A 26,723-nucleotide genomic window follows, 5' to 3' on the forward strand; every position below is an offset into this window, starting at 1 on the left:
TTCGTGCCGTCGAGTTCACAATATCCGCTTGGCCTGTTTCAAGGCACGGTGTTTTGTAAGTCGAATGGCATGCGATGTAACAAAACCTGTCCATCGCGCGCCGTTGTCGTGCGGCTGCAATGCCGGCGTCAAGCGGACGTAAGCCACGCATCGAAAACCTGCCGGCCGGGCGCCGTGACGCGCAGCACGCGCGGCCGGGCAGCGCGCTCGATCCAGCCGTGTGCGCAGAAGCTTTCGAGCAGCGCCGCGCCGAGCGCGCCGCCGAGATGCGAGCGCCGCTCGCTCCAGTCGAGGCAACCGCACGCGAAGCGGCGTCGGCGCGCGCGCTGTTGCGCGACGTCGATGCCCCATCGTCCGAGCGCCTGCGTGCCGAGCTCGGTGGTCTCGATCGCGTCGCCGTTCGCGAGCAGCCAGCCGCGCGCGGTGAGGCCGTCGAAGATGCGCACCGCGAGCTCGCCTGCCATGTGGTCGTAGCAGGTGCGGGCGTAGCGCAGTTCGGCCGGGACCGCGCGCGACGGCGGCGGAACCGGACGGTGCGGCGCGGCCGCGCGGGCGACGTTCGCCAGCGCTTCGAGCGAGGCCGCGATGTCGGCCGACGCGATGCGGTAGTAGCGATGCCGGCCGCGCACGTCGAGCGCCAGCAGGCCGCCCTCGGTCAGGCGGGCGAGGTGCGCGCTGGCCGCGGACGGCGACAGCCCCGCGATCATCGTCAGTTCGCCGGCCGGCCGCGCGCTGCCGTCCATCAGCACCCACAGCATCGCGGCGCGGCCGGGATCGGCGATCAGTGCGCCGATGCGGCTCAGGCCCGGAAAATGGTGGTCGTCTTGATCGGTCATCGTCGTGCCTCGTCGAGCGGGATGAAGGCAGTGTAGTCGGTGCGCGCATTCGATGTTTCGCTTCCGGATGAAATGTCGGATGCGGCCGCGACGCCCCTGCGGGGACGGGCTGCGGCCGGTTGCAGGGCACGCGTAGAATGGCCGGACGCGGCGGCAGCGGGCCGCCGCATGTGACGCGATGCAACGATGAAGACGATTTTCTGTGTGTTGACCGCCGCGCTCGTATGCGCGGCGTGTGCGCAGGGCGGCGCGGGCGCGACCGGCGAGCGCGGCGGCAGTATCGAGATGTACGGGACGATCGACCAGGGCATCACGGTGCGCCGCTGACCGGCGCCGCTCCCCGCGCGCGTCGGCATGACCGCCGCAGCCCCGCCACGCGGGGCTTGCCGCGACGCGTTGCCGCAGTGCAACGTATAATGGCCCGATCACAGCGCCCCTGTCGCCCGGAGCCAGAACAATGTCCCAACCGTCCCCCGTGCCGGCCGCCCTCGACCGCACCGAAACCGTATTCCGCTTCCTCGCCGAGCCTTCGTCCGTGAACTTCGGCGGCAAGGTGCATGGCGGCGCGCTGATGAAGTGGATCGACGAGGTCGCGTATGCGTGCGCGGCGGTCTGGTCGAGCCGCTATTGCGTGACGGTCAGCGTCGGCAACATCCGTTTCCAGCGTCCGATCCTGGTCGGCAATCTGGTCGAGCTGAAGGCGCGCGTCGTCGCGACGGGGCGTACCAGCATGCACATCCACGTGTCGGTGCACGCCGGCGATCCGAAGGGCGGTGTGCTGCGCCAGACGACCGATTGCCTCGTCGTGTTCGTCGCGGTCGACGAGAACGGCAACCCGGTGCCGGTGCCGCCGTTCGTGCCCGAAACCGACGAGCAGCGCGTGCTCGCGAAATATGCGGCCGACGTGCGGGCCGCGCTCGACAAGATCGTCGAGATGAAGCCGGAAGAAGTCGCGAAGGGCACCGTCTGAGTGCCGTGGGCGCCGCGCTCGTCGCGCCGCGCCCGCCGTCCTGCCGTTACCGCGTCCCGATCATCTGCTCGGGGCGCACCCAGGCATCGAATTCCGCCTCGGTCAGGTAGCCGAGCGCGAGCGCGGCCGCCTTCAGCGTCGTGCCTTCCTTGTGCGCCTTCTTCGCGATCTGCGCGGACTTGTCGTAGCCGATGTGCGGATTGAGCGCCGTCACGAGCATCAGCGATTCGTTCAGCAACAGGTCGATCCGCGAGCGGTTCGGCTCGATGCCCACCGCGCAGTGATCGTTGAAGCTCTGCGCGCCGTCGGCGAGCAGGCGCACCGATTGCAGCACGTTGTGCGCGATCATCGGCCGGAACACGTTCAGCTCGAAATTGCCGCTCGCGCCGCCGACGTTGACCGCGACATCGTTGCCGAACACCTGGCAGCACAGCATCGTCACCGCTTCCGACTGCGTCGGGTTCACCTTGCCCGGCATGATCGAGCTGCCCGGCTCGTTTTCCGGAATCGACAGCTCGCCGAGCCCGCAGCGCGGCCCGCTCGCGAGCCAGCGCACGTCGTTCGCGATCTTCATCAGGCTGGCCGCGACCGTCTTCAGCGCGCCGTGCGCGAAGACCAGCGCATCGGCGGCCGCCATCACCTCGAACTTGCTCGGCGCCGTCACGAACGGCAGCTTCGTGAGCCGGCCGATCTCGTCGGCCACGCGCACCGCGAATTCCGGGTGCGCGTTCAGCCCCGTGCCGACCGCGGTGCCGCCGAGCGCGAGCTCGTACAGATGCGGCAGCGCCGATTCGACGTGACGGATGCCCTGGTCGAGCTGCGCGACATAGCCGGAGAATTCCTGGCCGAGCGTGAGCGGCGTGGCGTCCTGCAGGTGCGTGCGGCCGATCTTCACGATGTCGGCGAACGCCTTCGACTTCGCGTCGAGCGTCGCGCGCAGCGTGCGCAGCGCCGGCAGCAGGTGATTGACGATCGCATACGCGGCCGCCACGTGCATCGCGGTCGGGAACACGTCGTTCGACGACTGGCCGCGGTTCACGTCGTCGTTCGGATGCACCTTGCGCGCTTCGCCGCGCTCGCCGCCCATCAGTTCGCTCGCGCGGTTCGCGATCACCTCGTTGAGGTTCATGTTGGTCTGCGTGCCGGAGCCCGTCTGCCACACTGCGAGCGGGAATTCGCGCGGATGCTTGCCGGCGATGATCTCGTCGGCGGCTGCGATGATCGCGTGCGCCTTGTCGTCGGCGAGCACGCCGAGCGACTGGTTGACGGCCGCCGCGGCGCGCTTGACGATCGCGAGCGCGTGGATCAGCTCGGGCGACTGCTTCTCCGTCGAGATCCGGAAATTCTGCAGCGAGCGCTCGGTCTGCGCGCCCCAGAGCCGATCGGCCGGCACGGCGATCTCGCCGAACGTGTCGCGTTCCATCCGAACTGCTTCATTCATGATGCACTCCTCCTGGAAAGGGGAAAGGCCGCGCGTCGTCGCGCGGCGTCAGGCGTAATCAGACGTATCGTGAGGCAGTCGCGCCGCTGGCGCGGCGTCTCGAGGTGTTCAACCGACAAGCATAGCGCCGGCCGCGATTTTGCGTCGTGTCGCGCCTGGGGCCGGCGCAAGCCCGCGACGAGCGGGAACCGGCCCTAGCGCGCCGTCGCGATGAGCGAGAGGGTCTTGCGGTGAAAGCGCCAGGCCATCAGCGCGGCGACGCTCGCGAGCCCGGCCGCGAGCCCCCACCACAGGCCGCGCGCGCCCAGGCCCGCGTGGAACGCGAACCAGTAGCCGGTCGGGAAGCCGATGCCCCAGTAGCCGAAGGTCGCGGCGAGCATCGGGATGCGCGTGTCCTTCAGGCCGCGCAGCGCACCTGACGCCACGGTCTGCATCCCGTCGACGATCTGGAACACCGCGGCGATGCCGAGCAGTGACGCGGCGAGCGACACCGTGGCCGCGTTGGCCGGGTCGTCGAGGTGCAGGTACAGGCCGACGATCGTGTGCGGCGCGACGATCATCACGAGGCCCGACAGCGACATGAAGCCGACGCCGAGCGCGAGCGCGACGAAACCCGCGTGCCGCGCGGCGACGGGCGAGCCCGCGCCGACCCAGTAGCCGACGCGCACGTTGGCCGCCTGGCCGATCGCGAGCGGCACCATGAACGATACCGACGCGACGTTCAGCGCGATCTGGTGCGCGGCGAGCGACGTCGCGCCCAGCACGCCGACCGTGAGGCCGGTGGCGAGGAACAGCGTCGATTCGACCCCGTACGTGATCGCGACCGGCCAGCCGATGCCGATCAGCTCGCCCATCACGGGCAGCTTCGGGCGCGCCGCGGTCACGAAATGGCGGAAGCGCTGCCGGCCGTGCAGCAGCCAGATCAGCGCGAGCGCGGTGAGCCAGATCGTGATCGTTGTCGCGACGGCCGAACCGAGAAAACCGAGGCGCGGCAACCCGAATGCGCCGTGGATCAGCCCGTAGTTCAGCACGCCGTTGACGCCGACGCCCCCGATCGACACCCACAAGAGCCGCCGCGCGGCGCCGATCGCCGGCAGGAACGCGCGCATCAGCCCGACGCCGATCAGGCTGCCGAGCGCCGCGTAGCGCAGGATGCCCGTGTATTCGCCGACGTGATGCGCGAGCAGCGGCGGCTCGTGGAACATCAGCAGGATCGGCTCGGCGAGCGACAGCGCGACGATCGCCGGAATCGCGAGCAGCACGGACAGCGCGAAGCCCGTCCAGTAGATGTGCGGCACGCGGTCCTCGGCCTGCGCGCCGCGCGCATGCGCGACGCTCACGCTGACCGACGACAGCACCCCTTGCAGGATCGTCACGATCACGAAGAAGAAGTTCGCGCCGAGCCCGCCCGCCGCGAGCGAATCGGGGCCGAGCGAGCCGAGCAGCACCGTGTCGGTGACGCTCATCGCCATCTGGGAAAGTTGCGCGATCGCGAGCGGCGCGGCGAGGCGCGCGGTATCGGCGGCATGACTGGACAGGGACGGCGGCGCGGCGGCCGTCCGCGTGAAACCGGAATGCGACATGGAATGGGCGCTCGCGCGGGTGCGGGCCCGCGCTATATGTATTTATTTTGAGAGACGGTTAGCTTACGGCTTTATTCGTACCGTGTCGAACGCGTGCATCGATGGCCATGTCGCAGGCAGGGGGAACGCGGCGGGGCTAGGCCTCGCGCACCGCGATGCGCGTGTCGCCGAGCAGCACGACCTGGCCCGCGCGGATCTTGCAGGTCTTGCGCAGCTCGACCGCGCCGTCGACTTTCACGGCGCCGGACGCGACGATCAGCTTCGCGGTGCCGCCGCTGTCCGCGAGGCCGGTGATCTTGAGAAGGTTGTGCAGCTCGACGTATTCGCCGGTCAGCGTGAAATCCAGATTGGGCATGACGAGGAAGGTGCGCGACGCGCGGGAGGAAACGCCCCGCATCATACGGCACCGCGGGCCGGCACGCGAGCGCGGCCGGCTGCCGGCGGATGTAAAGGACTGTGAGCGATTCGTCAGCAAATGAAACGGTGGGTAACAGTCTGAGAGATTGGCGAACCGGCCGCGCGGGCCGCCGGTCTTCTGTCGTACCTGCTGCGTGTTGCGGTGGGGACGCGACGGACCGCAACGGCGGCCCGGGCGGACAACTTCTTGAGGAGAATTGCCATGTCCAAGATTCGTACGATGCTGATCGGTGCCGCGCTGACGGCGTTCGCCACTTCGGCCGCATTCGCCCAGACGGGCACGACGGCGCAAGGCGCAGCCGGTGCCGGCGTGCAGGCGCAGACGCCGGCGGCCGGTGTCGGTGCAGGCGCGCAGGGCGGGGCCGGCGCGAACGCGTCGGGCAATGCGACGGGTGCTGCGACCGATGCGGTCGGCGCGGCAGCCGATGGCGCGAAGGATACGACGTCGTCGGCCGTCCATTCGACCAAGAAGCACACGAAGCATGCGGCGAAGTCGGCCAAGAGCCATGCCGGTTCGGCCAAGGCGAAGGCCGATGAGGCGACCGAGGGCGGCGCATCGGTCGGCGCGCAGGGCGGTGCATCGGCCCAGGGCGCCACGCAGTAAGCGATGCCCGGCGCTTGTCGCGACGCTCGCCTTCGGGCGGTGCGTCGCGACCGGCGATCGTCCGGCGGCCCGGTTCGCTTGACGCGAGCCGGGCCTTTTTCATGAGGTAAAAGGTTCAGCGGGACGGGCGAGCCGTCACGGCCGGCGCGGGCCTTGCCCTTGTCCCTGCCCCTGGGCCGGCCGCACGGCGGCCGGTGTGAACACGCTGCGCAGCCACGCGGCGAGCCGCGCGAAGACGTCGTACGGTTCCTCGACGAAGATCTCCGGCTTCAGCAGCCGCAGGTATTCCATGATCTGCTGGGCTTCCTGCTTCTGGAACGAGCCGTGCGCGAGCCCGAGCCGCAGCAGCCCGCGCAGTTCGCCGAGCTTGTCGCGCGCGGTGCTGCCGACGCTCATCTCGCACGCGAGCTTGGCTTCGTAGATCCGTTGCCGCAGCGATTCCGCGAGCCGCCACGCCGGCGTCTGCATCGATTCCTCGAGCGTCTGGATGTCCTGCGCCGCGCCCTTGATCTGCGACGCGAGCGGATCGATCAGCGACGCGTCGCCCTGCGCTTCGGCGACGATCGCCTTCGCCCAGTCGCGGCAGGCCTTCGCGAGTTCGTCGGGCGTCCACTCGGAGCGCGACGCGAAGCCGAAGCCGAATTCGCCGGCCTGCCGCATCAGGATCGCGACGACGTCCGGGAATTCCTTGTCGAGCGTGCGCTTCGCCCATGCGTACTGGCCGCCCTGCAGCATCCGCTGCACGGCGTGCTCGGTCAGCGGCACCATGTTGTCGAGCAGCTTGGCGCGCAGGAAATCCTCGAACGACGGCGTCGCGAATTGCGGGTCGAGTTTCAGCGACACGCGAACGAACGCATCGTAGTCCTTGCGCAGGGACTCGAGCGTGTCGTCCTTGAGGGAAAGGGTGATCTGGCCCATGAATCGTCTCGATGGCGGCCCGCGCAGGCCGGCGCCGGCACGGCGCACCGGGGCGGGCGCAGCGTCGACTGACCGGTGCGCGCCGAGGCCGGTGGCGGGTCTTCATCTCCTATATCGGCGCACCGGGCGGAAACTTGAGCGGGCGCGATCGAGCATGCGCTCAGGCGGGCAGCCAGTGCGGGAGGACGACCCCTTGCCACAGGAAGAACACCACGAGTCCGGCGGCGATCGTCACGAGCGGGCGGCGGGTCGTGGCCGATACCAGCACGGCGGCGAGCGCGCCGACGAGTTGCGGATTGCGCCAGGTCAGCTCGGCCGTGCCGCCGTGCGGGGAAACGGTCATCGGCACGATGATCGCGGTCAGCACGGTGACCGGCACGAAGCCGAGCGCGGTCCGCACGAGCGGCGGGAACGTCAGCCGCTCGCCGAACAGGAACAACGTCGAGCGGATCGCATACGTGATGACGGCCATGCCGAGGATCAACAGCGCGTAGCTCACGATGCGGCCTCCGAGCGCGAGCCGGCGCGCGTGCGATCGTGCAGCAGCGTGAGCAGGACGCCGATCGCGACGCCGACGGCGACCGCGCCGAGCAGCCCGAGCTTGTACGGCCAGCCCTGCCAGAAGTACGCGAGCGTGCCGGCCGTGGCGGCCGCCGCGAAATAGCGCAGCGTGCCGAGCTGCGGGACGACGATCGCGATGAAGGTCGCCGCCATCGCGAAATCGAGGCCGAGCGACTGCAGGCCCGGGAATGCCGCGCCGAAGCCGATGCCCGCGAGCGTCCAGACCTGCCAGTTCAGGTACATCGCGAGCCCGGAGCCGAAAAAGTAGTGGGGGCCGATCGTGCCGGGCGGGTAGTGCCGGTAGTGCCCGTACGCGACCGCGAACACCTCGTCGGTCATCAACGCGCCGAGCGTCGCGCGCCAGCGCAGCGGCAGGTGCGCGACATAGGGCGCGAGGGTCGCGCTGTACAGCAGGTGGCGCAGGTTCACGATCAGTGTCGTGGCGAGCACGACGACGAAACTCGCGCTACCGGCGATCAGGCCGAGCGCGATGAACTGCGCGGAGCCCGCGAACACGGCGAGCGACATCAGCGCGCCGTGCCAGGCGGCGAGCGGGCCGCCGCCGACGAGCGTGCCGAAAATCACGCCGAACGGTGCGGCGCCGATCATCATCGGAATCGTGTCGCGCGCGCCGTCGAGCCATTCGTTGAGCGGGCGGCGCGGGGGCGATGCGGGTGTCTTGTTCAAGAAGCGCTCCTCCATGAGCGGGAGGATAGCGGGCCGGTGGCGGGCCGGCTTGTATGTTCTTGCGCCCGCCGGAACGGGGCCGGCGCCCGCGTGCCGGCCGGCGCGGGCGGCCGTGCGGCCGACGACGGCGGGAAGCCGCGCGTCAGCTTGCCTGCCAGCGCCCGGGCGGCACGCCGAACATCCGTTTGAAATGCCGCGTGAAGTGGCTCTGGTCGACGAAGCCGCTGGCCGCCGCGACATCGGCGACCGGCACGCCCGCGCGCAGCGGCGCCAGCGCACGCTGCAGCCGCAACTGGTTGCGCCACGCATGCGGCGGCATGCCGGTCGTACGCGTGAACAGGCGCGCCGCGTGAAACGGCGACAGGCCGGCCGCCTGCGCGACCTCGTCGAGCGTCACCGTGGACATCAGGTCGGCGGCGAGCCGCTCGCGCATCGCGTCGACGCGTGGCTCGTCGGCCGCGAGCGGCGCGGGTCGCGGCCGTACGTCGGCGTGGCGCACGATCAGCGTCGACAGCGCGTCGAGCATCGCGGTTTCGGCGGCGAGCGGATCGTAGATGCGCGGCGCGCCGGTGGCCGGATCGCCGGCCGGCTGTCCGGCCGCATCGGCCTGCGACGACAGCGCGCGCTCGCTGCCGGCTTCCAGCATCCGGTGCGCGAGCGTGAGCCGGGCCGCGAGATCGGCGTCGCGGATCACGTCGGGGGCAAACCACGGTGCATCCTGCGGGCGGCCCGCGATCGTACTCGCGAGTTCGTGGATGAATTCGACCGGCATGTAGCTGACGCGATAGCACCAGCCTTCGTCGGCGGCACGCGAGCCCGTGTGCACTTCACCGGGATTGATCACGGGCACGGTGCCCGTTTCGGCGACGTAGCCGGTGCCGCGATAGGTGAAGCGTTCCGCGCCTTCGAGAATCACGGGGATCGTGTACGCGTCGTGCCAGTGGGGCGCGAACGCGTGATCGCGATAGGTGGCCGTGAGCAGATCCGCGTCCGGCACGAGCGGCGTGCGCCAGTAGCGTGCGGAATCGGGGAGGCGGGCGGCGGACATGATCGGGCGCGGGAGCGGGCTTACTTGACCGGAATCGTCGTGCCGGCGGGCATCGGCACCGCGGTCACGGCGTTCTTCGGGCTGCCGCTGACGATACGGTCGCTGTAGGTCAGGTAGACGATCGTGTTGCGCTTCTTGTCGATCACGCGCACGACGTGCAGCGTCTTGAAGATGAACGACATGCGTTCGCTGAACACGTCGGTCTGCTGCTTGAGCGGTTCCTTGAAGCTGATCGGGCCGACCTGCCGGCACGCGATCGACGCTTCGCTCGGATCCTCGGCGACGCCGAGCGTGCCCTTGATCCCGCCGGTGCGGGCGCGCGACACGTAGCAGGTCACGCCACTCACGACCGGATCGTCATAGGCCTCGACGACCACGCGATCGGAGCCCGTGACGCGGAAATGGGTATTGACGCTGCCGACTTCCTCCGCGTGCGCGAACGGTGCGGCGGCGACGGCGGAGAACAGGAGGGCGACGGGGGCGAAACGGAAGAGGCGATGCTTCATCGACGGAACCGGATGCGAATGCGGGACAGAAACTCTAGCATGCGCATGACCGGACCACGAAAAGCGGGAAGAGGGAACGGCGGCCGGAAAAACAAAAGGCCCGTCGAATGACGGGCCTTTCGCTGTTTGGCTCCCCGACCTGGGCTCGAACCAGGGACCTACGGATTAACAGTCCGGCGCTCTACCGACTGAGCTATCGGGGAATAAATCGGTACATCTGCGTGTTGTGTGTTCCAACAAAAAACCCGTCCACTTTCAACGGGCCTTTGCGTTTTTGGCTCCCCGACCTGGGCTCGAACCAGGGACCTACGGATTAACAGTCCGGCGCTCTACCGACTGAGCTATCGGGGAACAAACAAGCAACAGCAGAGAAACGAGATTGTATGGAGTGTTCGCTAACCTGTCAACACCTTGGAGCCGCGCCGCATGAAATTTTTTGCGGCCGCCGCGCGATCAGCGCTCGAGCAGGTGCAGCTTCTCCTGCACGTCCTTCCACTCGTCCGCGTCGGCCGGCGCCGGCTTGGTCTTCGTGATCGACGGCCAATTCTTCGCCAGCTCGGCATTCAGCTCGGTGAACTGCTGCTGGTCGGTCGGAACGTCTTCTTCGGCATAGATCGCATTGGTCGGGCATTCGGCGACGCACACGGCGCAGTCGATGCACTCGTCCGGATCGATGGCGAGAAAGTTGGGACCTTCACGGAAGCAATCCACCGGGCACACATCCACGCAATCCGTGTATTTGCACTTGATGCAGCCTTCGGTCACAACGTGAGTCATTAAAACGCTCCTGCTTGGCGGTATATATGGGGTGGCGTTTGCGCCAAAAGCGGCATTGTAACTGAAGCGCAAAACCCGCATGACGTGGTCGGCTATCCGGCTTATATCGTTTCGTGATTAGTTTATGGCGTGCGCAACGCGGATACCCGCGCACCCGGCGGCGGCGCGACGCGGCCCGGCGGCGAGGGCGGTTTCACGATGGTCCGGCCCGCATTCGGGTAACATGACCGACAGACCGGGCGGCGCGCGGTGCGCCGGGGCCCGGTCATGATATTGGCGGTGCCGTCATCATGATCATCACTTCGCTGCTGGACACGGATCTCTACAAGTTCACGATGATGCAGGTCGTCCTGCATCACTTTCCCGCTGCAAACGTCGAATACCGCTTCCGGTGCCGTACGCCCGGCGTCGATCTCGTGCCGTACATCGACGAGATTCGCGATGAGGTGCGCGGCCTGTGCTCGCTGCGCTTTTCCGACGTCGAACTCGATTACCTGCGGCGGATGCGCTTCATCAAGAGCGACTTCGTCGATTTCCTCGCGCTGTTCCACCTGAACGAGAAGTACATCTCGGTCACGCCGTCGCCGAAGGGCAACGGCGAGATCGACATCGTGATCGAGGGGCCGTGGCTGCATACGATCCTGTTCGAGATCCCGGTGCTCGCGATCGTCAACGAAGTCTATTTCCGCAACACGCAGCGCGAGCCCGACTATCGCGAAGGCCGCGAACGGCTGCGCGAGAAGATCAAGCTGCTCGGCGCGAAGCCCGAGTTCGCCGACTGCAAGATCGCCGATTACGGCACGCGCCGGCGCTTCTCGAAGGTCTGGCACGAGGAAGTCGCGCTCACGCTGCGCGACGGGCTCGGGCCGCAGTTCGCGGGCACGAGCAACGTGCTGTACGCGATGAAGCACGACATCACGCCGCTCGGCACGATGGCGCACGAGTATCTGCAGGCGTGCCAGGCGCTCGGCCCGCGGCTGCGCGATTCGCAGATCTACGGCTTCGAGATGTGGGCGAAGGAATATCGCGGCGACCTCGGGATCGCGCTGTCGGACGTCTACGGCATGGACGCGTTCCTGAACGACTTCGACATGTACTTCTGCAAGCTGTTCGACGGCGCGCGCCACGATTCGGGCGATCCGTTCGAGTGGGGCGAGCGGATGCTGCGCCACTACGAAGCGAACCGGTGCGACCCGCGCACCAAGGTGCTGGTGTTCTCGGACGCGCTCGACATTCCGAAGGTCATGCAGCTGTACGAACGGTTCCGCGGCCGCTGCAAGCTCGCGTTCGGCGTCGGCACCAACCTCACCAACGATCTCGGCTACGTGCCACTGCAGATCGTGATCAAGATGGTTCGCTGCAACGGGCAGCCGGTCGCGAAGCTGTCCGATTCGCCGGGCAAGAGCATGTGCGACGACAAGGCGTATCTCGCGTACCTGCGGCAGGTGTTCGGCATCGCGCAGCCGGTCGAGGAAGACGCGTCGAAGTAGGCGCCGGCCGTTCGGCCGAAGGTGCGTCGCGGCAGGGGCGGTCGGTATAATCCGACGTATTGCCCGCCACCGTCACGAGGACCGTTCATGGACACTTCCGCTGCCCGTCGCCAGATCCTCGCGCGCATTCGCGCGGCGCAGGGGCGCGCGGCCGAACCCGATGCAGCGGAGCGCGACGGCGTCGCCGACTATCTCGCCCGTCATCCGGAGGGGCCGCGCCCGCCGGCGCCGGCCGACCTCGTCGCCGCTTTCGTCGACGAAGCGGCGCGCCTGTCGACCACGGTCGACGAAGTCGCGACGCTGGCCGACGTGCCTGCCGCCGCCGCCCGCTATCTTGCCGCTCACGGCCTGCCGACGCAGGCCATCGCTTGGCGCACGCTCGCCGATCTCGACTGGGCCGGCGCCGGCCTGTCGGTCGAGTGCCGCAAGCCGCGCGACGGCGATCTGGTCGGCCTGACCGGCTGCTTTTGCGCGACCGCCGAAACGGGGTCGCTGGTATTGCTGTCCGGCCCCGACACTTACGCATCGGCCGGCCTGCTGCCGGAAACCCACATCGCGATCGTGCCGGCATCGCGCATCGTCGCCGGTCATGAAGACGCGTTCGCGCTGATTCGCGCGGAGCGCGGCGAGCTGCCGCGCGCGGTCAATTTCGTGTCCGGCCCGTCGCGCACGGGCGACATCGAACAAACGATCATCCTGGGCGCACACGGCCCGTACCGCGTGCACGCGATCGTCGTACGGGGCGCATGACGCGCCCGCTGCATTCACCCCTACTCGAACAAGGAAGTTCTGCATGAAACGACATGCCGCCTGGGCGGGCATGGCGTCGGGAATCGCGCTTGGCGCCGCTCCCGCGCTTGCATCGGCCGCCACGCTCGACGGTGCCACGCTGTCTGCGCTCTGGGGCATCCCGTTCGCCGGGATCCTGCTGTCCATCGCGCTGTTCCCGCTCGTCGCCCCCGTGTTCTGGCATCACCACTTCGGCAAGATCGCCGCCGGCTGGGCGATCGTGTTCCTCGCGCCGTTCGCGGTCGCGTTCGGCATCGGCACCGCGTTCGGCACGCTCGTGCATGCGCTGCTCGAGGAATACATTCCGTTCATCGTGCTGCTCACCGCGCTCTATACGGTCGCGGGCGGCATCTGCGTGAACGGCAACCTGCATGGGTCGCCGAAACTGAATACCGCGATACTCGCGCTCGGTACGCTGCTCGCGAGCGTGATGGGCACGACGGGCGCCGCGATGCTGCTGATCCGGCCGCTCCTGCGCGCCAACGACAACCGCAAGCATGTCGTGCACGTCGTGATCTTCTTCATCTTCCTCGTCGCGAACGCGGGCGGCTCGCTGTCGCCGCTCGGCGATCCGCCGCTGTTCCTCGGCTTCCTGAACGGCGTGAGCTTCTTCTGGACGACCACGCATCTCGCGCTGCCGATGCTGTTCATCTGCGTGGTGCTGCTGACGCTGTTCTTCGCGCTCGATACGTACTTCTACCGGAAGGGCGGCGAGGAGCGGCCGGCCGCGCTCGATCCGACGCCCGACGGTGCGGCGCTGTCGATCGACGGCAAGGTCAACTTCGTGCTGCTGGCGGCCGTGATCGCGCTCGTGCTGATGAGCGGCGTGTGGAAGCCGGGCATCTCGTTCGACGTGTGGGGCACGCACGTCGCGCTGCAGAATCTCGTGCGCGACGTCGCGCTCGTGGTCGTGACGCTCGTGTCGCTCGCGCTGACGCCGCGTTCCGCGCGCGAGGGCAACGCGTTCAACTGGGCGCCGATCGAGGAAGTCGCGAAGCTGTTCGCGGGCATCTTCGTGACGATCGCGCCGGTGATCGTGATCCTGCGCGCCGGCGCGGATGGCGCGTTCGCGCAGATCGTCCATCTCGTCACGGGGCCCGACGGCAAGCCGATCGACGCGATGTACTTCTGGGCGACCGGCATCCTGTCGTCGTTCCTCGACAACGCGCCGACCTATCTCGTGTTCTTCAACCTCGCGGGCGGCGATGCGCGGACGCTGATGACGACCGGTGCGTCGACACTCGCCGCGATTTCCGCCGGCGCGGTGTTCATGGGCGCGAACAGCTACATCGGCAACGCGCCGAACTTCATGGTGAAGGCGATCGCCGAATCGCGCGGCGTGAAGATGCCGAGCTTCTTCGCGTACCTCGGCTGGGCGCTCGTCGTGCTGATACCGGTATTCCTGCTGACGTCGTGGCTTTTCTTCACGGCGTAAGCTGACGATTTTCAACCCCGAGCGGGCGGTCCCGGCGGCGCATGGTGCGCCGCCATCCGGCCGCGGCATGCGGAGATGGCGATGCAGAAGATCCTGGTCGCGCGTCCGATCTTTCCGGACGTGATCGAACGGCTCAAGCAGTATTTCGAAGTCGACTGGAACGACGGCGACGCGCTCGCGCCCGACGCGCTCGCCGCGCGTCTGGCCGACAAGGACGGCGCGCTGACGGCCGGCGACCCGGTCGGCGCGGCCACGCTCGCGGCGGCGCCGCGTCTGCGCGTCGTGGCGAACATGGCGGTCGGCTACAACAACTTCGACATGGCCGCATTCAACGCGGCGAACGTGCTCGGCACCAATACGCCCGACGTGCTGAACGAATCGACCGCCGATTTCGGCTGGGCGCTGATGATGGCAGCGGCGCGCCGGATCGCCGAATCCGAACACTGGCTGCGCGCCGGCCACTGGCAGAAGTGGGCGTACGACGGCTTTCTCGGCGCCGACATCCATGGCTCGACGCTCGGCGTGATCGGGATGGGTCGCATCGGCCAGGCGCTCGCGCGCCGCGCGCGCGGCTTCGGGATGCAGGTGATCTACCACAACCGGTCGCGGGTCGCGCCCGAGATCGAAGCCGAGCTGAATGCCGAATACGTGTCGAAGGATGCGCTGCTCGCGCGCGCCGATCATGTCGTACTCGTGCTGCCGTACACGAAAGAGAACCATCACACGATCGGCGCGGCCGAGCTCGCGAAGATGAAACCGACGGCGACGCTGACCAACATCGCGCGCGGCGGGATCGTCGACGATGCGGCGCTGGCCGTCGCACTGCGCGACGGGACGATCGCCGCGGCCGGCCTCGACGTGTACGAGGGCGAGCCGAGCGTGCATCCGGCGCTGCTCGAGGTGCCGAACGTCGTGCTGACGCCGCATATCGCAAGCGCCACCGAAAAGACCCGCCGCGCGATGGCGGATCTCGCCGCCGACAACCTGATCGCCGCGCTGGGCGAGGGGCCGCGGGCGGGGCGGCCGCCGAATCCGATCAACCCTGACGTGATCGGGAAGCCGCGCGCATGACGATGACGTTGTTGCTTGCGGCGGTCGTCGTGCTGGCTGTCGCGCTCGCGGTGGCGATCGTCGCGCTCGTGCGCGGCGGCCGCCACGACGATGCGGCCGTGCTCGGCGACCAGATCGAGGACGCCGCGCATGCGCAGGCGCGCGCGGTCGAGCGGCTCGAGCGCGAACTGCGCGGCGAGATCGTCGAAAATGCGCGCGGCTCGCGTACCGAGCTGGCCGGCAGCTTCGCGCAGTTGCAGCAGACGCTCGCCGCGCAACTGACGAGCGTGGCGACCGTGCAGAACAACCAGATCGAGGGGTTCGCGCAGCAGCTCGGCAAGCTCGTCGCCGGCAACGCGCAGCAGTTCGACGCGATGCGCGAGAGCGTGCAGCGCCAGGCCCAGCAGGCGCGCGAGGAGCAGACGGGCGCGCTGCGGCTGTTCGGCGACACGTTGCACCGGCAGCTCACGCAACTGACCGAGGCGAACGATCGCCGGATCGGTGAAGTGCGTGCGACGCTCGAACAGCGGCTGAAGGAAATCGAGACGAACAACGCGGCGAAGCTCGAGGAGATGCGCCGCACCGTCGACGAGAAACTGCACGCGACGCTCGAGCAGCGGCTCGGCGAATCGTTCAAGCTCGTGTCGGACCGGCTCGAGCAGGTGCATCGCGGGCTCGGCGAGATGCAGACCCTCGCGGCCGGCGTTGGCGACCTGAAGAAGGTGCTGACCAACGTGAAGACGCGCGGCACCTGGGGCGAGGTGCAGCTCGAAGCGCTGCTCGAACAGATGCTCACACCCGAGCAGTACGCGAAGAACGTCGCGACGGTGCCGAAGAGTACCGAGCGCGTCGAATTCGCGATCCGGCTGCCGGGCCGCGATGCCGGCACGCGCGACGCGCCGCCGGTGTGGCTACCGATCGACGCGAAATTTCCGCGCGAAGACTACGAGCGGTTGATCGACGCGCAGGAGCGCGCCGATGCGGTGGCGGTCGAGGAGGCGGCGCGTGCGCTCGAGGCGCGGGTGCGGATGGAAGCGCGCACGATCGCCGAGAAGTACGTCGCGCCGCCGCACACGACCGATTTCGCGCTGCTGTTCCTGCCGACCGAGGGGCTCTATGCGGAGATCCTGCGTCGGCCGGGGCTGACCGACCTGCTGCAACGCGACTATCGCGTGACGGTCGCCGGGCCGACCACGCTCACCGCGCTGCTGAACAGTCTGCAGATGGGGTTCCGCACGCTCGCGATCGAGCAGCGCTCGAGCGAGGTGTGGCAGGTGCTCGGCGCGGTCAAGACCGAGTTCGGCAAGTTCGGCGACGTGCTCGCGCGCACGAAGTCGCAGCTCGAAACGGTCACGCGTTCGATCGAGGCGGCCGAGCAGCGCACGCGCGTGATGAACCGCAAGCTCAAGCAGGTCGAGGCGTTGCCGGGCGATACGGCGGCCGGGCTGCTCGGCGCGGAAGGGGCCGAAGGCGCCGATGCGGACGATGCATGACACGCGTTACCGGCAGCCGCCGGACAGAAAAAACGGGCGCCGCGGCGCCCGTTTTCCTTTGCAGCGATCGCCGGCGTGGCCGGCCCGCGCTCAGTGCGCGGCGAGCGTGTCCAGCGCGCCACCCGTCACGCGTACGATGCGCCACTCCGGCAGCACGGTCGCGCCCATCTTCTCGTAGAAATCGATTGCCGGCTGGTTCCAGTCGAGGACCGACCACTCGAAGCGCGCGCAACGGCGCTCGACGGCGAGTGCCGCGAGATGACGCAGCATCGCGGTGCCGAGGCCCGTACCGCGCTGCGACGGCTGCACGTACAGATCCTCGAGAGAGAGTCCGCGGCGGCCGACGAACGTCGAATAGTTGTGGAAGAACAGCGCGTACGCGACGATCGCGCCGTCACGCTCGGCCACCAGCGCTTCGGCCGCGGGGTGCTCGCCGAACAGCGCGTCGGCGAGATCGGCTTCGGTCGCGACGAACAGATCCGTGAGCTTCTCGAACTCGGCCAGCTCGCGCATCAGCGCGAGGATCGCGCCGACGTCGCGCGGGGCGGCCGCGCGGATCAGCGGCGTGCCGCTCACGCTTCCTCCGGCGGATCGGACAGCACGATTTCGATGCCGCCGAAGCGCGACGCGACCCAGTTGTACGCGTGGCACGCAATCCACAGCAGCACGAAACCGAGGATCGCGTTCAGCAGCAGCGCGCTCAGGATCGTGCTCAGTTCGACCATCCCGTAGCGGATGTACGCGACGAGAATGCCGAGCAGCACGATCGGCACGCTGAACGTCAGGTAGACGAGAATCAGCGCCTTCGCGGTCTGTCCCGCGGCGATCGACGAGATTTGTTTCTTCATGTGCGGATTGCCCCCGTAGAGATATACCGATAGTGGAATTCAGATCAGGCCGTCGAGCGGCAGGATGTCGACCGGGGCGCCCGCGTCGACTGCCGCGGTATCGTGGCCCAGGACGATGAAACAGTTGGCGTCTGCGAGGCCGCTCAGCGACGCGGAGCTTTGCGATCCGGCCGGTGCGACGTGCCATTGGCCGTCGGCGGCGCGCGTCGCGATGCCGCGCAGGTATTCGGTGCGACCGGGGCGCGTCTTCAACGGCTGCGTACTGCGCGCCGTGTACATCGCCGGTGGCGGCGTCTGCGCGCCGGCCAGCGTCAGCAGCGCGGGGCGCACGATGGCGTAGAACGTCACGGCGGACGCGACCGGATTGCCGGGCAGCCCGAAGAACAGCGCGTGGCCGGCGCCGTCGGCCGCGCGTGCGAGCGTGCCGCACGCGAGCGGCCGGCCGGGCCGCAGCGCAAGGCTCGCGAACGTCACGTCGCCGAGCCGCGCCATCACGTCGCGCGTGAAGTCGGCTTCGCCGACCGACACGCCGCCCGACGTGATGACCGCATCGGCCTGCGCGGCGAGGGCGTCGCGCAATGCGGCATCGAGCGCGGCCGGGTCGTCGCGGACGATGCCGAGATCGATCGCATCCACGTGCAGGCGTTCGAGCATCGCGATCAGCATCCCGCGATTGCTGTCGTACAGCGCGCCGCGGCCGAGCGGTTCGCCGGGCTCGCGCAGTTCGTCGCCGGTCGAGAACACGGCGACGCGCACGCGCCGGCGCACCATGACGTCGGTGACGCCGAACGACGCGAGCAGGCCGAGATCGGACGGCCGCAGGACGCGGCCCGCGGCGAGCGCACAGGCGCCGCGCGCGAGATCCTCGCCGGCCTTGCGGCAGTTCGCGCCGCGCGCGACGTCGCGCGTGGCGAAGCGGATCGTGTCGCCCTCGACGCGCACGCGTTCCTGCGGGATCACGGTGTCGCATCCGGCCGGCATCGGCGCGCCGGTCATGATCCGCACGCATGCACCGGCTGCCACGGCGCCGTCGAACGGATGGCCGGCGAATGCGGTGCCGGCGACCGGCATCGCGACCTCGCCCTGCGGCGACGCGAGTGCCGCGCTGCCGCCGTCGAACGCATAGCCGTCCATGGCCGAATTGTCGTACGCGGGAATGTCGAACGGCGCGCTCACGTCGACCGCGAGCACGCGGTCGAGCGCATCGCGCAGCGTCACCGTGTCGCACGCGTCGACGGGCACCGCGAAGCGGCACGCGAGCGCCTGCGCGTCGGCGAGCGACAGCGGGACATCGGGGTCGGGTGCGGTTCGGGAGGCGGGCGAGGATTGCGTGATCATCAGTCGGACTGCGCCGCAAGGCGTATCGGGTTCGTGGCCGGTGGCGCGAGGAGGGTGCCTGGGCGCGGGTTTCGCGTGTGGCGGGCGCCGGGCGGGAACGGCACGGGGCCGTCAGCGGCGGGCCAGCGCGGCGAGTTCCTGCCAGGAGTTGGCATTGTAAAACGCACGCTCGTCGCGAAACTCGACTTCGACCGTCTTGTGGCGTGCGTACCACGCACGCACCTTGCGGTCGCCGGCCGCGAGGCGCGCGGCCAGATCGTCGGCCAGCGATGTGCGCAGCAGCGCGAAGGTCGGCTGCGGCGAGCGCAGCTGCTGCGCGTCGACGGTGACCGCCATCGCGATGTCGGCCTGCTGCGCGTCGAGCGCCGCATGCAGTTGCGCGACGAGGTCGGCGGGCAGATACGGTGTATCGCACGGCGAGCATGCGACCAGCGGCGCGCGCGCCGCGCGCATGCCGGCGAGCAGGCCCGCGAGCGGCCCGGGGAAGTCGGGCGTTTCGTCGGCGACGATGCGCGCGTCGAACGGCGCACCGAGCTCGGCATAGCGATCGGCATGGCGGTTCGCGCTGATCAGCGTCTCGTCGACCTGCGGCGACAGCCGGCGCAGCACGTGCAGCGCGAGCGGCGTACCGTCGAGCAGTTGCAGACCCTTGTCGACGCCGTCCATGCGGGTCGCGCGCCCGCCTGCGAGCAGCAGGCCGGCGATCGACGGAGAAGCGGGAGCGGGCATCGTGTGAAGGCGGAAAGAGGCGTCAGCCGCCGATATACGACATTTCGACGCGCTTGCCGGCGCCGTGGGGCGTGGCGTCGGCCGAGGCGCTGCCGCGCAGCTGCGAATAGCGATCGGTGCGCGCCTGCCAGATGCGCGCGATCGCGGTCGCGATCTCGGCATCGCTTGCGCCGCCCCGCACGAGCGCACGGAGGTCGTGGCCGGCCGACGCGAACAGGCACAGGTACAGCTTGCCTTCGGTCGACAGCCGGGCACGCGTGCAATCGCCGCAGAAGGCCTGCGTGACGCTCGAGATCACGCCGATCTCGCCGCTGCCGTCCGCATAGCCCCAGCGCTGCGCGGTTTCGGCCGCCGTGTGAGGCTCGAGCGGCACCAGCGGGAAATGTTCGGCGATACGCGCGACGACGTCCGCCGACGGCAGCACCTCGGTCATGTTCCAGCCGTTCGACGTGCCGACGTCCATGTATTCGATGAAACGCAGGATCACGCCGGTGCCGCGGAACCGCTCGGCCATCGGCAGGATCTCGCTGTCGTTGGTGCCGCGCTTCACGACCATGTTGACCTTGACCGGCGCGAGGCCCGCGGCCTGCGCGGCGAAGATGCCGTCGAGCACGTCGGCGCTCGCGAACTCCGCATCGTTCATGCGCTTGAACAGCGTGTCGTCGAGCGCATCGAGGCTGACCGTGACGCGCGTAAGCCCGGCGTCCTTCAGCGCGCGCGCCTTGCGTGCGAGCAGCGAGCCGTTGGTCGTCAGCGTCAGGTCGAGCGGGCGGCCGGCATGCGTCGTCAGGCGCGCGAGGCGCTCGATCAGGAATTCGAGGTTCTTGCGCAGCAACGGTTCGCCGCCCGTGATACGGATCTTCTCGACGCCGTGTGCGACGAAGAGTCGCGCCACGCGCTCGATTTCCTCGTGCGTGAGCAGCGCGCTGTGCGGCAGGAACGGGTAGTCCTTGTCGAAGACCGCGCGCGGCATGCAGTACACGCAACGGAAATTGCAGCGGTCCGTCACCGAAATGCGCAGGTCGCGCAGCGGCCTGGCGAACGTGTCGGCCAGCGTGCCGTCGGGGGCATGCGCGACGCCGGAGACGTCCGGCATCCCGCTGACGTCGGCGAGAGGAATGATGCGTCGGGACATGTTGGAAGAAGTGCGGACCAGACCTCTATTTTAGCCGCAACCGGCCGGTGGGTCCGGTGGGCGGAAACCCGCAGCGCGGACATGAAAAAGCCCGCCGGAGGCGGGCTTTTCCTGGTCGGGCGATGCGCCGTTAGTGGTGCGTCGTTTCGACCTGCTGCATCGGCGCCGTATCGGCCGGCGGCAGCACCTTGCGTTCGCGCGGCACGCGGGCCGGGCGCGGGAGTCGCGATGCGGCTTCCTGCGCGGCCGCGAACTTGTCGGCGTCCGTGTTCACCCAGACGAGACCGGCCTGCTCCAGCACGACGTCCAGGCTCGCCGAAGTGGGCGCGGCTGCCGGTTGTGCGGGGGCGGGAGCCGGTGCCGGTGTCGGTGCCGGTGCGGCGACGGCCTCGACCGGCGCGGCTGCGACCGGTGCCTCGGCCACCGTCGGCGCGGCTTCGACCACCACCGGAGCGGTCTCGATCGCCACGGCAGCCGGTGCGGCTTGCTCGACCGGTGCGGCTTGCGGGGCCTCGGCAGCGACCGGAGCGGCGGCCGGCACTTCGAACGCATCGGTCGGCGACACCGCGACCGGCGTCGGGCCTGCTTCCGCGACGGCCGGTGCGACCGGTGCCGGTTCGGCTGCCTGGACGGCGACGGGCTCGACCGGGGCGGCCGGAGCCACTTCGGCGGGGGCCGGTGCCGGCTGCGCTTCGACAGCGGCCGGTGCGGCATGCTGCTCGGCGACGGCTTCCACGGCGACCGCGCTTGCCACGGCCGCGACGACTGCCGGCGCAGCCGTGTGAGCCGGTTCGGCAGCGACCGGGGCGGCCGGCGTCACCGCTTGCGCGGCGACTTCGCCTTCGGCGCCTTGTTCGGCCTGCTCGACTGCGCCGTCTTCCTCGCGCTCGCGACGACCGCCGCGGCGGCCGCGACGGCGACGGCGGCGTTCTTCGCCGTCACGTGCGCCGGCTTCCGCATCGGCTGCCAGTTCCGCGCCGGGCAGGGCTTCTGCCGCCACCTTGTCGGTTTCCGGTTCCGGATGGTTTTCACCGCGGGTGACGGTTTCGAGCGTGGCTGCATGCTGGGTCGGCTTGCGGCGTTCGCCGCGCTCGCGACGCTCGCCGCGTTCCTGACGCTCGCCACGGCCGGCTGCTTCGACGCCTTCCGGCTGTTCGGCACGCTCGCGCGGTTCGCGCGGCTCACGGCCTTCACGCGGCTCGCGACCTTCCCGCGGGCCACGGCCCTCGCGACCCTCACGGTTTTCACGACCCTCGCGGTTTCCGCGGCCCTCGCGACCTTCACGCAGCTCACGACCCTCGCGCGGCTCACGGCCTTCACGCGATTCGCGCACTTCCTTGCCTTCGCGTTCCTGGCGTTGCGGCTGGCCACGGCCTGCGGCTGCCGGGTCGCGGCCGCCTTGCGCCTGCTGGGCGCCGCCGCGACGGTTGCGATTGCGATCGCCGCCGCGCTGCTCGGTCTTTTCCGTGCGCTCGCGCGCCGGACGGGCTGCCTGCTCCTTCGCCGGTGCCGGCGCGACCGGTGCGGGCGCCGGTGCCGGCGACACGCCGAACAGGCCCTTCAGCCAGCCGATGAAGCCGCCGCTTGCCGCGGCGACGGGCGCCGGGGCGGGGGCGGCAACGGGCTCGACCGGACGCTGCGGAGCCGGGCTCGGTGCCGGACGCTCGGGCGTGATGCCCTTGACCGCGGCTTCCTGCTTCGGCTTCACTTCGGCCGCCCGCTTGCTGTAGCCGGTTTCCGATTCGAGCTCGCGGGCCGCTTCCTCGGCCATCTTCCAGGATGCGCGCGGATCGTCGAGGCGCGCATCGTCGTGACGCAGGCGCTCGAGCTTGTAGTGCGGCGTATCGAGGTGCTTGTTCGGGATCAGCACGATGCCGACCTTGAAGCGCGACTCGATCTTGTTGATTTCCTGACGCTTTTCGTTCAGCAGGAAGGCGGTCACCTCGACCGGCACCTGGCAGTGGATCGCCGCGGTGTTTTCCTTCATCGCTTCTTCCTGAATGATCCGCAGGACCTGCAGCGCGGACGATTCGGTATCGCGGATGTGGCCGGTGCCGTTGCAGCGCGGGCACGTCACGTGGCTGCCTTCCGACAGCGCCGGGCGCAGGCGCTGGCGCGACAGTTCCATCAGGCCGAAGCGCGAGATCTTGCCCATCTGCACGCGCGCACGGTCGTGCTTGAGCGCGTCCTTCAGGCGCTGCTCGACTTCACGCTGGCTCTTCGCCGATTCCATGTCGATGAAATCGATCACGATCAGGCCGCCGAGGTCGCGCAGGCGCAGTTGGCGGGCGACTTCGTCGGCCGCTTCGAGGTTCGTGCGGGTGGCCGTTTCCTCGATGTCCGCGCCCTTGGTCGCGCGTGCGGAGTTCACGTCGATCGCGACGAGCGCTTCGGTGTGGTCGATCACGATCGCGCCGCCCGACGGCAGCGGGACCGTGCGCGAGTACGCGGTTTCGATCTGGTGCTCGATCTGGAAGCGGGAGAACAGCGGCACGTCGTCGTGATAGCGCTTCACCTTCGCGACGTTGTCCGGCATCACGATGTCCATGAAGGCACGGGCCTGATCATGGATTTCGTTCGTATCGATCAGGATTTCGCCGATATCCGGCTGGAAATAGTCCCGGATCGCGCGGATCACGAGGCTCGATTCCAGATAGATCAGCATCGGCTGGCCGGCGTTGCCGCTTTGCGAGGCAGCCTCGATCGCGCGCCACAGTTGCAGCAGGTAGTTCAGGTCCCACTGCAGTTCCTCGGCGCTGCGGCCGATGCCCGCGGTACGGGCGATCATGCTCATGCCGTCCGGAATCTGCAGCTGCGCCATCGTTTCGCGCAGTTCCTGGCGCTCGTCGCCTTCGATCCGGCGCGATACGCCGCCGCCGCGCGGGTTGTTCGGCATCAGCACGAGATAGCGGCCGGCGAGCGAGATGAAGGTGGTGAGGGCGGCGCCCTTGTTGCCACGCTCTTCCTTCTCGACCTGGACGATCAGCTCCTGGCCTTCGCGCAGCGCATCCTGAATGCGCGCGGAGCGCATGTCGATGCCTTCCTTGAAGTACTGGCGGGCGACTTCCTTGAACGGCAGGAAGCCGTGGCGGTCTTCGCCGTAGTTGACGAAGCACGCTTCGAGCGACGGCTCGATACGGGTGATGACACCTTTGTAGATATTGCCTTTGCGCTGTTCGCGCCCGGCGGTTTCGATGTCGATGTCGATGAGCTTTTGCCCATCGACGATGGCGACGCGCAGCTCCTCCTGCTGCGTCGCATTGAACAGCATGCGTTTCATGAACGACTCCAGGCGGCTCCGCTGCCGGCGCCTCGCGGTTGTCAGGCGCGAGGGCGGGAACGACGACAGGCCGCACCTTGTTGTGTTGTCACGAGCACGCTGGAGCGGGAATGCTGGCGGGGAGAATTGCCTGAAGAGGCGCTTGGGCCCGAAAGACGGGGCCGGCGGCCATAGGGCACCTGCGAATACGGCTTCAAAGCACGGCGTTCACACACCGCACGCTGCAAAAGCGCGCTAAGCCTGTCCGGGCATTGCCACGGGCGCGCGCAATGCGTCGCGCGCGCCGACGGGCGGCAGATGCTGCGGCTTGGGCCGCAGCGGGGAGTATCGAATCCAGCCCGACTTTCCCGCTTGGGGTGTACTTCCCTGGTTTGACGTCGCCAAGCCCCGCACGCTTCGCGGGGCCAAATCGGGCGCAACGCCGTAATTTTCGCAACCGGCAGCCTGCGGACGCACTGCGCGCCGTCGGCTGCCGATCAAATTCTTTTCAACCAACTTTCCGTTACCGCGGCGCCTTGCCGACCGAATCCGCCTGTGGGCGCGATCCTTGCCGACGGGCGGCGCCGTGCGTGCAACTTGCTGCTTCTCTTTGATTAGGGGCGAGCAGCGGACCCCCGGCGCAAGTAAAATAGCAGTTTGCGCTTGCGCCTTGCCCGATTCAGCCGGGGCCGGCCGGTCAGGCCACCCACAACGTCAGGCTGGGCAAAATTATATTCAGTATGAATGAGTTAGGCAAAATATCCCAGAATTCGGTCGCAAGCGGCCAGGTATTGATGATCGAGATCGACGAAAACTCGGCCGGTCAGCGCATCGACAACTTCCTGTTGCGCGTCTGTAAAGGCGTGCCGAAAAGCCATATTTACCGGATCCTCCGCAGCGGCGAAGTGCGCGTGAACAAGGGCCGGATCGACGCGCAGTACCGCCTGGAGCTCGGCGACCTCGTCCGCGTGCCGCCGGTGCGCGTGGCGGCGGCCGACCTCGCGCGCGCCGACACGCCCGTCGTGCCGCCCGCGCATTTCGACGTGCTGTACGAGGACGACGCGATGCTCGTCATCGACAAGCCGGCCGGGGTCGCGGTCCACGGCGGCAGCGGCGTCGCGTTCGGCGTGATCGAGCAGATGCGCCAGGCGCGTCCGCGCGCGAGATTCCTCGAACTGGTGCACCGGCTCGACCGCGAGACGTCCGGGATCCTGATGCTCGCGAAGAAACGCACGGCGCTCGTCGGCCTGCACGAGCAGATCCGCGAGAACCGGATGGACAAGCGCTACTTCGCGTGCGCGCACGGCGAATGGCAGCCCGACTGGGGCCGGCGCCGCGCGGTGAAGGCGCCGCTGTTCAAGTATTCGACCCCGGAAGGGGAGCGCCGCGTACGGGTGCAGGAGGACGGGCTCGCGTCGCATACGGTGTTCAATCTCGTCGACCGCTGGCCGGACTACGTGCTCGTCGAAGCGGAACTCAAAACGGGTCGGACCCATCAGATCCGGGTGCACCTCGCGCATCTCGGCCTGCCGATCGCCGGCGACGCCAAGTATGGCGATTTCGCATTGAACAAGGCGCTGGCGCGCGCGAACGCGCAGCCGTCGCTGAAACGGATGTTCCTGCATGCGCACCGCCTCAAGCTCGCTCATCCGCTGACCGGCGAGGCGCTGCAGTTCGATGCGCCGCTGCCGGCCGAGTGCCGGCGCTTCCTCGATCAACTCAGCGCATTGCGCGATACCGCCTGAACCGCATGGCCCGACAGCAATTTGACCTGATCGTCTTCGACTGGGACGGCACGCTGATGGATTCGACTGCGCACATCGCGCACAGCATCCAGGCGGCATGCCGCGATCTCGGCTTGCCCACGCCGTCCGACGAAGCTTCCCGCTACGTGATCGGCCTCGGCCTGCGGGACGCGCTGCAGATCACGGCGCCGACCCTCGATCCGTCCGACTACGCACGGCTGGCTGAGCGCTACCGCTACCACTACCTGCTCGACGACCAGCGCATCGAGCTGTTCGCCGGCGTGCGCGAGCTGCTCGCCGAACTGCGCGATACGGGCTATCTGCTCGCCGTCGCGACCGGCAAGGGTCGGGTCGGGCTGAACCGCGTGCTCGACCAGTCGAAACTGACGAGCTGGTTCGACGCGACGCGCTGCGCGGACGAAACGTTCTCGAAACCGCATCCGGCGATGCTGCACGAGTTGTCGCGGGAATTGGGGCAGGACCTGTCGCGCACCGTGATGATCGGCGATACGACGCACGACCTGCAGATGGCGGCCAGCGCCGGCGCGGCCGGCGTCGGCGTCGCGTATGGCGCGCACACGGCCGATGCGCTGGCGGCGCTCACGCCGCGCTTCGTCGCGCCGGACGTCGGTGCGCTGGCCGCATGGCTGCGGGAGCACGCATGAGCGCGGCGCCGGACGCCGTGCGCGTGTGCGCGTCGGACGCGCTGACCGACGGCGGCGCCGGGGTGCGCGTCGACGCGACGCTGCGCGGCGAGCAGGCGGTCGTGTTCTTCGTGCGCTACGACGGCCGCGCCTACGGCTACCTGAACCGCTGCGCGCATGTGCCGATGGAGCTCGACTGGGCCGAAGGGCAATTCTTCGAGTCGTCGGGCCTCTATCTGATGTGCGCGACGCACGGCGCGATCTACGCGCCGGATACCGGCAAGTGCGTCGGTGGCCCGTGCCGCGGCGGCCGCTTGCGGCCGGTCGAGGTCGACGAGCGCGACACGCCCGACGGCCGTGCGGTATTCTGGGTGCCCGATGCGGACCTGCATCCCGCCACGCCCGCCACGACCGACTGAC

The 26,723-nt window shown here is 68.8% G+C and carries 27 protein-coding genes and 2 tRNA genes; 11 read left to right on the plus strand and 18 right to left on the minus strand.

The window, feature by feature from the left end; all coding sequences use genetic code 11:
- Positions 1-128: 128 nt before the first annotated feature.
- A complete protein-coding gene (locus tag H0X95_RS05800) occupies positions 129-836 on the minus strand; it encodes an ArsR/SmtB family transcription factor (protein WP_048985197.1) in 708 nt (235 codons plus the stop codon).
- 186 nt (positions 837-1,022) lie between these two features.
- On the opposite strand from H0X95_RS05800, the gene H0X95_RS05805 reads away from it, so the two are divergent.
- Together H0X95_RS05805 and H0X95_RS05810 are read left to right on the plus strand one after the other, a co-directional pair.
- Positions 1,023-1,163: a hypothetical protein gene (locus tag H0X95_RS05805; protein WP_006486199.1), complete on the plus strand. Its 141-nt coding sequence runs from the start codon at positions 1,023-1,025 to the stop codon at positions 1,161-1,163.
- 130 nt (positions 1,164-1,293) lie between these two features.
- On the plus strand, positions 1,294-1,806 hold the full coding sequence (locus tag H0X95_RS05810; RefSeq protein WP_006493265.1) for an acyl-CoA thioesterase: 513 nt from the start codon (positions 1,294-1,296) through the stop codon (positions 1,804-1,806).
- Positions 1,807-1,852: 46 nt separating this feature from the next.
- Here H0X95_RS05810 and fumC read toward each other — a convergent pair whose 3' ends face one another.
- The 3 genes from fumC to H0X95_RS05825 form a co-directional block, all read right to left on the minus strand.
- Positions 1,853-3,247: a class II fumarate hydratase gene (fumC, locus tag H0X95_RS05815; RefSeq protein ID WP_006486188.1), complete on the minus strand. Its 1,395-nt coding sequence runs from the start codon at positions 3,245-3,247 to the stop codon at positions 1,853-1,855.
- A 194-nt stretch (positions 3,248-3,441) separates the two neighbouring features.
- Entirely contained in the window at positions 3,442-4,830 is a 1,389-nt protein-coding gene (gene norM / locus H0X95_RS05820) for a multidrug efflux MATE transporter NorM (RefSeq protein ID WP_006496523.1), read from the minus strand.
- A gap of 136 nt (positions 4,831-4,966) precedes the next feature.
- Positions 4,967-5,185, minus strand: a complete 219-nt coding sequence (locus H0X95_RS05825) for an RNA-binding S4 domain-containing protein (RefSeq protein WP_006486208.1) — start codon at positions 5,183-5,185, stop codon at positions 4,967-4,969.
- Between the two features lie 264 nt (positions 5,186-5,449).
- Between H0X95_RS05825 and H0X95_RS05830 the strand changes: the two genes are divergently transcribed.
- On the plus strand, positions 5,450-5,851 hold the full coding sequence (locus tag H0X95_RS05830; protein WP_006486212.1) for a hypothetical protein: 402 nt from the start codon (positions 5,450-5,452) through the stop codon (positions 5,849-5,851).
- Positions 5,852-5,986: 135 nt separating this feature from the next.
- Here the strand turns inward: H0X95_RS05830 and H0X95_RS05835 are convergent, their stop codons facing one another.
- From H0X95_RS05835 to fdxA, 8 genes are all read right to left on the minus strand, one after another.
- The gene (locus H0X95_RS05835; RefSeq protein ID WP_006493266.1) at positions 5,987-6,769 is read right to left on the minus strand and encodes a DUF4088 family protein; all 783 of its coding nucleotides are present in this window, start codon (positions 6,767-6,769) and stop codon (positions 5,987-5,989) included.
- Between the two features lie 160 nt (positions 6,770-6,929).
- Positions 6,930-7,268 carry an AzlD domain-containing protein gene (locus H0X95_RS05840; protein ID WP_006486204.1) on the minus strand — a complete coding sequence of 113 codons (339 nt, stop codon included), beginning with the start codon at positions 7,266-7,268 and terminating at the stop codon, positions 6,930-6,932.
- Positions 7,265-8,032, minus strand: a complete 768-nt coding sequence (locus H0X95_RS05845; RefSeq protein ID WP_006496522.1) for an AzlC family ABC transporter permease — start codon at positions 8,030-8,032, stop codon at positions 7,265-7,267. The genes H0X95_RS05840 and H0X95_RS05845 overlap by 4 nt, the downstream gene beginning before the upstream one ends.
- Positions 8,033-8,159: 127 nt before the next feature.
- Positions 8,160-9,065, minus strand: a complete 906-nt coding sequence (locus tag H0X95_RS05850) for an AraC family transcriptional regulator (RefSeq protein ID WP_006486200.1) — start codon at positions 9,063-9,065, stop codon at positions 8,160-8,162.
- Between the two features lie 20 nt (positions 9,066-9,085).
- Complete coding sequence (locus tag H0X95_RS05855) at positions 9,086-9,571, minus strand: CreA family protein (RefSeq protein ID WP_058902106.1); 486 nt, start codon at positions 9,569-9,571, stop codon at positions 9,086-9,088.
- A gap of 127 nt (positions 9,572-9,698) precedes the next feature.
- Positions 9,699-9,774: transfer RNA gene (locus tag H0X95_RS05860), tRNA-Asn, on the minus strand.
- Positions 9,775-9,846: 72 nt separating this feature from the next.
- Positions 9,847-9,922: transfer RNA gene (locus H0X95_RS05865), tRNA-Asn, on the minus strand.
- Positions 9,923-10,024: 102 nt separating this feature from the next.
- A complete protein-coding gene (gene fdxA, locus H0X95_RS05870; RefSeq protein ID WP_006496521.1) occupies positions 10,025-10,348 on the minus strand; it encodes a ferredoxin FdxA in 324 nt (107 codons plus the stop codon).
- A 290-nt stretch (positions 10,349-10,638) separates the two neighbouring features.
- Between fdxA and pncB the strand changes: the two genes are divergently transcribed.
- The 5 genes from pncB (at position 10,639) to rmuC (ending at position 16,605) form a co-directional block, all read left to right on the plus strand.
- Positions 10,639-11,838 (plus strand): nicotinate phosphoribosyltransferase, encoded by a 1,200-nt coding sequence (gene pncB / locus H0X95_RS05875; RefSeq protein ID WP_006486197.1) that lies wholly within the window; start codon positions 10,639-10,641, stop codon positions 11,836-11,838.
- Positions 11,839-11,925: 87 nt separating this feature from the next.
- Complete coding sequence (locus H0X95_RS05880; protein WP_006486205.1) at positions 11,926-12,588, plus strand: LutC/YkgG family protein; 663 nt, start codon at positions 11,926-11,928, stop codon at positions 12,586-12,588.
- A 43-nt stretch (positions 12,589-12,631) separates the two neighbouring features.
- Complete coding sequence (locus H0X95_RS05885) at positions 12,632-14,062, plus strand: sodium:proton antiporter (RefSeq protein ID WP_058902108.1); 1,431 nt, start codon at positions 12,632-12,634, stop codon at positions 14,060-14,062.
- Between the two features lie 81 nt (positions 14,063-14,143).
- A complete protein-coding gene (locus tag H0X95_RS05890) occupies positions 14,144-15,133 on the plus strand; it encodes a 2-hydroxyacid dehydrogenase (protein ID WP_006486189.1) in 990 nt (329 codons plus the stop codon).
- A complete protein-coding gene (rmuC, locus tag H0X95_RS05895; RefSeq protein WP_006486198.1) occupies positions 15,130-16,605 on the plus strand; it encodes a DNA recombination protein RmuC in 1,476 nt (491 codons plus the stop codon). The genes H0X95_RS05890 and rmuC overlap by 4 nt, the downstream gene beginning before the upstream one ends.
- 90 nt (positions 16,606-16,695) lie before the next feature.
- Here the strand turns inward: rmuC and H0X95_RS05900 are convergent, their stop codons facing one another.
- The 6 genes from H0X95_RS05900 to H0X95_RS05925 all read right to left on the minus strand — a co-directional run bounded on the left by H0X95_RS05900 (position 16,696) and on the right by H0X95_RS05925 (position 23,935).
- Entirely contained in the window at positions 16,696-17,181 is a 486-nt protein-coding gene (locus H0X95_RS05900) for a GNAT family N-acetyltransferase (RefSeq protein WP_196445944.1), read from the minus strand.
- Positions 17,178-17,453, minus strand: a complete 276-nt coding sequence (locus tag H0X95_RS05905; RefSeq protein ID WP_006476519.1) for a hypothetical protein — start codon at positions 17,451-17,453, stop codon at positions 17,178-17,180. The genes H0X95_RS05900 and H0X95_RS05905 overlap by 4 nt, the downstream gene beginning before the upstream one ends.
- 39 nt (positions 17,454-17,492) lie before the next feature.
- A complete protein-coding gene (gene moeA, locus H0X95_RS05910; protein ID WP_080331969.1) occupies positions 17,493-18,791 on the minus strand; it encodes a molybdopterin molybdotransferase MoeA in 1,299 nt (432 codons plus the stop codon).
- 111 nt (positions 18,792-18,902) lie between these two features.
- Positions 18,903-19,520: a molybdenum cofactor guanylyltransferase MobA gene (gene mobA / locus H0X95_RS05915; RefSeq protein ID WP_059721528.1), complete on the minus strand. Its 618-nt coding sequence runs from the start codon at positions 19,518-19,520 to the stop codon at positions 18,903-18,905.
- 22 nt (positions 19,521-19,542) lie between these two features.
- Positions 19,543-20,655: a GTP 3',8-cyclase MoaA gene (gene moaA / locus H0X95_RS05920; RefSeq protein WP_080331970.1), complete on the minus strand. Its 1,113-nt coding sequence runs from the start codon at positions 20,653-20,655 to the stop codon at positions 19,543-19,545.
- A 130-nt stretch (positions 20,656-20,785) separates the two neighbouring features.
- The gene (locus H0X95_RS05925; protein ID WP_196445945.1) at positions 20,786-23,935 is read right to left on the minus strand and encodes an Rne/Rng family ribonuclease; all 3,150 of its coding nucleotides are present in this window, start codon (positions 23,933-23,935) and stop codon (positions 20,786-20,788) included.
- Between the two features lie 719 nt (positions 23,936-24,654).
- Between H0X95_RS05925 and H0X95_RS05930 the strand changes: the two genes are divergently transcribed.
- From H0X95_RS05930 to H0X95_RS05940, 3 genes are read left to right on the plus strand one after another with little or no spacing between them, the layout of a single operon-like run.
- Positions 24,655-25,659, plus strand: coding sequence for an RluA family pseudouridine synthase (locus H0X95_RS05930; RefSeq protein WP_196445946.1), 1,005 nt, complete (start codon positions 24,655-24,657; stop codon positions 25,657-25,659).
- 5 nt (positions 25,660-25,664) lie between these two features.
- Entirely contained in the window at positions 25,665-26,324 is a 660-nt protein-coding gene (locus H0X95_RS05935) for an HAD-IA family hydrolase (protein ID WP_006493743.1), read from the plus strand.
- Positions 26,321-26,722 carry a Rieske (2Fe-2S) protein gene (locus tag H0X95_RS05940; RefSeq protein ID WP_006493745.1) on the plus strand — a complete coding sequence of 134 codons (402 nt, stop codon included), beginning with the start codon at positions 26,321-26,323 and terminating at the stop codon, positions 26,720-26,722. Before H0X95_RS05935 ends, H0X95_RS05940 begins: the two co-directional genes overlap by 4 nt.
- Position 26,723: the final 1 nt, after the last annotated feature.

Source organism: Burkholderia sp. 9779_493, assembly GCF_015712215.1.
GTDB lineage: Bacteria > Pseudomonadota > Gammaproteobacteria > Burkholderiales > Burkholderiaceae > Burkholderia > Burkholderia cenocepacia.